This window comes from Microbacterium sp. NPDC055442, from assembly GCF_053644215.1.
In genome coordinates, this window is the sequence record NZ_JBSHLF010000002.1 from 566,520 (window position 1) to 572,519 (window position 6,000).

The window sequence follows — 6,000 nt, forward strand, 5'->3', positions numbered from 1 at the left end:
GCACGATCCCGCGAGCACGATCCCGCGAGACTGCAACCGACCGCCGAGACTGCGGGTGGAGCCCGCTCTCTCGGCGCCCCGTTGCAGTCTCGCGGTAAAAGGGTGCTGTCAGTCGGCGCTCGTGACCGAGAGCACATCGCCGTCGGTGCCCAGGTTGACCAGCAGAACGTCGTCGGTGGAGTCGGGATCGAGCGCGTACTCGAGCACGGCGAACGGGTCGGATCCCCCGTGCTCGTCGGCGAGGATCGTCATGCTCATGAGCTGCAGCGAGCGGATCACATCGATGTGCACATCGCCCGAGATGTCCACGAGCAGGTCTTCGAGTTCGTCGCCGAGCTCCTCCTGCTGCTGCAGGATGTACTCGATCACTTCGCTCGTGCGGTCATCGAGTTCGGCCACCATCGCGTTGCGGGCGCTGCGGTCGATCGTCTCGAGTCCCGAGATGAGCCCTGCCGCGACGTCGAGCGCCGCCGGTGACACGTCGGACTGATCGGGAGCGGTCAGATCGACCGTCACCGTCTGATCGCCGAGGTCGACCGTCTCGGACCAGAAGATCGAGCCATCGGGTCCTGATTCGAGGAGCCCGAAGTAGTCGTGTTCGATCGCCATGTCCCCATGAAACCAGCACGGCGCGCGGTGCGATAGTCCCGCACGGCGAGTCGAGGATGTCGGATGCCGCGCTCAGTCGACCAGCGACGCGGCGAAGACGTGCGGGGTGAAGCCCGTGAGGTCGCCGATGCTCTCGCCCTGCCCGAGGAGCTTGACGGGGATCCCCGTCTTCTCCTGCACGGCGAGCACGAACCCGCCCTTGGCGGACCCGTCGAGCTTCGTCAGAACGAGGCCCGTGACGCCGGCATGTTCGAGGAACGACTGGGCCTGCATCACGCCGTTCTGGCCGGTCGTGGCATCCAGCACGAGGAGCACCTCGCTGATCGGCGCCTGCTTCTCGATGACCCGTCGGATCTTCGAGAGCTCGTCCATGAGGCCGCCCTTCGTGTGCAGGCGGCCGGCCGTGTCGACGAGCACGATCTCGGTGCCGGTGCGCTTGGCGTACTCGATGGTCTGGAAGGCGACGGATGCCGGATCCTGACCCTCGTGCTCGGGTCGCACGATCGCGGCTCCCCCGCGCTCGGCCCAGGTCGCGAGCTGGTCGACAGCGGCTGCGCGGAACGTGTCGGCGGCGCCGACGACGACCGACCGCCCATAGCGCTGCAGGAACTTCGCGAACTTGCCGATCGTCGTCGTCTTCCCGACGCCGTTGACGCCGACGACGAGCACGACGGCCGGGCGCTCGGTGAGTCGCAGCGTCGTGTCGAACTTGGCGAAGTGCTCCTCGAGGGTCTCGCGGAGCATCCGCTGCAGATCGGCCGGATCGGTCGTGCGGAACTTCTCGACCTTGTCGCGCAGTTCGTCGACGATGTTCTCGGTGATGTCGGGCCCGAAGTCGGCCGTCAGCAGCGCCGTCTCGAGGTCTTCCCACGTGTTCTCGTCGATCGTGGGCTTGACGAACATGCCGCGCAGCGCGCGACCCAGCGACCAGGAGCTCTGTGCCATGCCACCAACTCTACGAGGCCGCGACCGCCGCCCCGCGCGCGCCGGCCCGGTGTCAGGACGCCGTGCGCTCCTGGATGCGCTGGCCCACGACGGCCGAGACGCCGTCCTGGCGCATCGAGACGCCGTAGAGGGCGTCGGCGATCTCCATCGTGCGCTTCTGATGCGTGATCACGATGAGCTGACTCGAAGCCCTCAGCTGCTCGAACACGCCCAGCAGCCGGCCGAGGTTCGCGTCGTCGAGAGCGGCTTCGACCTCGTCGAGGATGTAGAACGGACTCGGCCGCGCCTTGAAGATCGCCGTCAGCAGAGCGACGGCGGCCAGTGAGCGCTCTCCGCCCGACAGCAGCGACAGCCGCTCGATCTTCTTGCCGACCGGCCGCACCGACACCTCGATGCCGGTCGTGAGCGGTTCGTCGGGGTTCGTGAGCGAGATGCTGCCGGTTCCTCCGGGGAACAGGATCGGGAACACTTCGCCGAACGCGACCCTGGTGTCCTCGAACGCGGCGAGGAAGATCGTCTGCATCCGCTCGTCGAGCTCTTCGATGATGGTGAGCAGGTCCTTGCGCGTCTGCGACAGGTCGGCGAGCTGCTCCGTGAGGAACAGGTGTCGCTGCTCGAGCGCCGCGAACTCCTCGAGGGCGAGCGGGTTGACGCGTCCGAGCTGGGTGAGCTTGCGCTCCGCCTCCTGCAACCGGCGTCGCTGCTGCGCGCGGTCGTACGGCACCGTCTCGACCTCGGCGGGTTCGTCCGACGACATGCCCGTATCAACGGGCACGGGCTGATCCGGACCATATTCCGAAAGCAGAATATCCTCGTCGAGCCCGAGTTCGGATGCCACGCGCTCGACGACGCCCGTCACGTGCAAGCGCTTCTCGTGGATCTGCAGCTCCAGGCTGTGCACGCTCTCGGTGAGGCCCGCGAGCCGTTCCCGCAGACCCGCCTCTCGCTCGCGCAACTGCACCAGCTCGGCCGTGAGCGCCGTGCGGGCCGCTTCTGCCGCAGCGAGTTCGACGCGCGCCTGCGCCATCGAGCGATCGACCGAATCCAGGACCGCGGGAAGCTGCGCGGCCACGCCCTCGGCGACGTCGCGCTGAGCGCGGCGGATGACGGCGCGCCGCGCGGCCTCGGCCGCAGCCTCGCGCTCGCGCTCTCGTTGCCGCACGAGCTGCGTGACGCGGGCTTCGCCGGCGCGGATGCGCTCGCGGAGGGTCTCGACGTCGAGGCGGGCACGCATCTCGCCGTCGCGTGCGGCCTCGAGCGCCGCGAGCATGCCGTCGCGGGCGGAGGCGTCGAGCATGGGCCGGGGCGCTTCGAGCGCTGTCGTGAGGCGCTCGTCGGCGACGCGGGCGGAATCCTCCGCCTCGGCGACCGCGGCTTCGGCCTGCGCGAGTCCCGCCGCGAGTCGATCGCACTCGGCGACAGCCGACTCGTGCCGCACCGTCGCTCGGTTGACCTGCTCGGCGTGGGCCGCGAGCGCCGCGTCGTGCTCCCGGAGCGTGGTGAGGGCGGCCTTGGTGTGCTGACGCGCGGCGTCCAGCCCGCGGTTCGCGTCGCCGAGGGCCTCGCGCAGCGAGTCGGCGACGACGGTCAGCTCGTCGCGCCGCTCGGCGGCGGCATCCCGCTCGGCGGCGAGCTCGATGCGGGACCTCGATGCCCCTGCGCCGGCGCGCAGCGAGTGCGGCGTACAGACTTCGCCCGCGCGCGTCACGATCGTCACGGGACGCGCGGACTCCAATGCCGGCGCCGCCGCGCGGGCGGCCGCGAGGTCGTCGGCGACCAGCACGAACGACAGGATGCCGCGCAGGCCGTCGGGTCCGCTCACGACATCGCGTGCGGGCGTGAGGCCCGCCACCGGCGACGCGCCGACATCGGGCGCGGCGGTGTCGGCGATGACGATGTCGACGACGCCCAGATCGGCGTCGCGCAGTTCGTCGGCGAGCTGGAAGGCGGTGTCGGAATCATCGACCAGGATGCCCTCGGCAACGGGCCCCAGCACGGCGGCGATCGCGGCCTCGAAGCCCGATCGCACCTGGATCGCGTCGCCGACGAGCCCCCGGAGACCGTCGCGCGCTTCGGCGAGCACCGAGGCCGACGCGCTCTTGATCTCGAGAGCGCGTCCGAGCGCCGTCGTCTGCGCCGTGAGGGCTTCGACTTCGCGCTCGGTCGCGTGCAGGCGGTCGCGCAGTGCCGCGACCTCGGTCTCGGCGTCGGTCGCCTCGCGCTGCGCCCGCTCGTACGCCGCGGCGTGTTCGGCGGCCGACCCCTCGGGCGCGAGGTCGGGCCGTACGCCGGCGAGCTCCTGCTCGGCTTCGGCTCGCCGGACGAGCGCGGCATCGAGTGCCTTCTGCTGACGTTCGACCGCCGAGCGGACGGCCGTCAGCGCCGACGCCGCGGCCTCGGCAGTGCCGCGAAGCGCCGTCAGACGCATGTCGTGCTCGGAGACGAGCGCACTCTGCGCAGCGATGTCGACGTCGAGGGCGTCGAGTTCGGCCCGTGCCCGCTTCACGTCGCGCGAGGCATCGGCTGCGGCATCCTGCGCTTCACCGAGACCGGCGCCGACGTCGTCGATCTCGGTGCGCGCGTCGTCGATCATCTCCTGCGACACCGTCGTGAGCTCGATGCGCTCGTCGTCGGCGTCGCCGAGCAGCGCGAGACGCTGCCCCGCGAGGGTGTACAGCCCGCGGACACGCTCCTGCACCCGCTCGAGGTCGAACGCGACCCGTCGGGCCGCGTCGACGGCCTCGGAGCGCTGGTCGGACTCGAGTTCGCGGATCCGGGCCCGCACGTGGTCGACCTGGTCCTGCAGCACGAGCCGCTCGGCATGACGCTCCTGCTCGTTGCGGGTGTGATCGGCCAGCTGCGTGCGCAGCGACGCGAGGTCGTCGGCGAAGAGACGCGCCTTCGCGTCGCGCACGACGGCGGCGATAGTCGCCGCCTCACGCGCGATCTCCGCTTGTCGCCCGAGCGGTTTCAACTGGCGGCGCAGCTCGCCGGCGAGGTCGCTGAGGCGCGTCAGGTTGCCTTCCATCGCCGACAGCTTGCGCAGCGTCTTCTCTTTGCGACGGCGGTGTTTGAGGATGCCGGCTGCTTCTTCGATGAAGCCGCGTCGATCTTCGGGAGTCGCCTGCAGGACGTTGTCGAGCCGGCCCTGCCCGACGATGACGTGCATCTCGCGGCCCAGACCCGAGTCGCTCAGCAGCTCCTGCACGTCGAGGAGCCGGCACGCGTCGCCGTTGATCGCGTACTCGCTGGCACCGTTGCGGAACAGCGTCCGGCTGATGCTCACTTCCGCGTACTCGATCGGCAGCGCCCCATCGCTGTTGTCGATCGTCAGCTGCACTTCGGCTCGTCCGAGGGGTCCGCGCGTTGCGGTGCCCGCGAAGATGACGTCCTCCATCTTGCCGCCGCGCAGCGTCTTGGCCCCCTGCTCGCCCATGACCCACGCGAGCGCATCGACGACGTTGGACTTGCCGCTGCCGTTCGGACCGACGATGCACGTCACGCCCGGTTCGAAGGCGAACGTCGTGGGCTGTGCGAACGACTTGAAGCCCTTGATGGTGACGCTCTTCAGATGCATGCGCGCGGCTCCGGGATGGACATTCCGTCAAAAGTAGCCGAACAGGCCCGGGATGCTGCGGCGGCGAGCCGCGACCAAGAGAGATCTCATCGCGACACGCCGAAAGTGCTTGACGCGCGTTTTCCGCGTGCGCTAGCGTGATCGACCGCGTGAGAAGTCGAAAGGAGGTCGCCATGATGATTCGCATGATCGCAGCCGGCAAGGTTCCCGCTGCCCGCCGTGCTCTCGCAGGAGCAGTCGCCTCTGCACCGGCGACCGCCTCCTTCTGCGTGTTCCTCCCCACCTTCGGCTGAGCCGACCAGGGGATGACTCTGCCTTCGGGCAGACCGGCAGCAGCTCTTCGAGCTCCCCTCGTGGCGGCCTCTGCGCCGCACCGCGCCGTCCGCGCACCACGGATCTTTCGATCCTCCGCATCCTTCCGATTCGAAAGACGACCATGTCCAAGCATCTCGTCGACGTCCGCACCCTCGATGTGCACACGTCACCCGTCCATGCCGCGTCCGTCAGCGCGTCGACGCGACCGGTTCGCCTCGCCGATCGGCTCGCACTGCGCGTCGGCCTCTGGCTGCTGCTGCACAGCACCCGCCGTGAACGCCGCGACGGCGACCGCGAGCTGCACACCCGCAGTCTCGCCAACGAGCGCAGCCGCTCCGAGCGGGAAGCCGCTCACCTGCGACAGCATCTGCTGTCACCGCGTCCGTGAGGTGGTGGGGGGGGGGCGGCCGGGGGGGACCCCCACCCGCCCCCCCCCCCCCACCGAAAGAGAGGAGCGCGCCCCCCCCACCCCCCACGAGGGGCCCCCCCCCCCCCCGAGCCCCCCCCAGGGGCGCCCCCCCCCCAAAGCCCCCCCCCCGGTCGCCCCCCCCCAA

Annotated in this window: 4 protein-coding genes; 1 reads left to right on the forward strand and 3 read right to left on the reverse strand. The window is 70.2% G+C overall.

The genetic code is table 11. The features are described 5' to 3' along the window. Nucleotides 1-108 precede the first annotated feature (108 nt). The 3 genes from ACWIBS_RS07185 to smc form a co-directional block, all read right to left on the reverse strand. Complete coding sequence (locus tag ACWIBS_RS07185) at nucleotides 109-609, reverse strand: DUF2004 domain-containing protein (RefSeq protein ID WP_376127634.1); 501 nt, start codon at nucleotides 607-609, stop codon at nucleotides 109-111. A gap of 72 nt (nucleotides 610-681) precedes the next feature. Beyond that, nucleotides 682-1,554, reverse strand: coding sequence for a signal recognition particle-docking protein FtsY (gene ftsY / locus ACWIBS_RS07190; RefSeq protein WP_376127636.1), 873 nt, complete (start codon nucleotides 1,552-1,554; stop codon nucleotides 682-684). Between the two features lie 52 nt (nucleotides 1,555-1,606). Beyond that, entirely contained in the window at nucleotides 1,607-5,131 is a 3,525-nt protein-coding gene (smc, locus tag ACWIBS_RS07195) for a chromosome segregation protein SMC (protein WP_376127638.1), read from the reverse strand. Between the two features lie 436 nt (nucleotides 5,132-5,567). On the opposite strand from smc, the gene ACWIBS_RS07200 reads away from it, so the two are divergent. Beyond that, nucleotides 5,568-5,834, forward strand: coding sequence for a hypothetical protein (locus ACWIBS_RS07200; RefSeq protein WP_376127640.1), 267 nt, complete (start codon nucleotides 5,568-5,570; stop codon nucleotides 5,832-5,834). The last annotated feature ends 166 nt before the right edge of the window (nucleotides 5,835-6,000 follow it).

Coding starts and splice junctions, on each gene's coding strand:
- ACWIBS_RS07200 (WP_376127640.1), top strand. CDS start 5,568: ATGTCCAAGCATCTCGTCGACGTCCGCACCCTCGATGTGCACACGTCA.
- ftsY (WP_376127636.1), bottom strand. CDS start 1,554: ATGGCACAGAGCTCCTGGTCGCTGGGTCGCGCGCTGCGCGGCATGTTC.
- ACWIBS_RS07185 (WP_376127634.1), bottom strand. CDS start 609: ATGGCGATCGAACACGACTACTTCGGGCTCCTCGAATCAGGACCCGAT.
- smc (WP_376127638.1), bottom strand. CDS start 5,131: ATGCATCTGAAGAGCGTCACCATCAAGGGCTTCAAGTCGTTCGCACAG.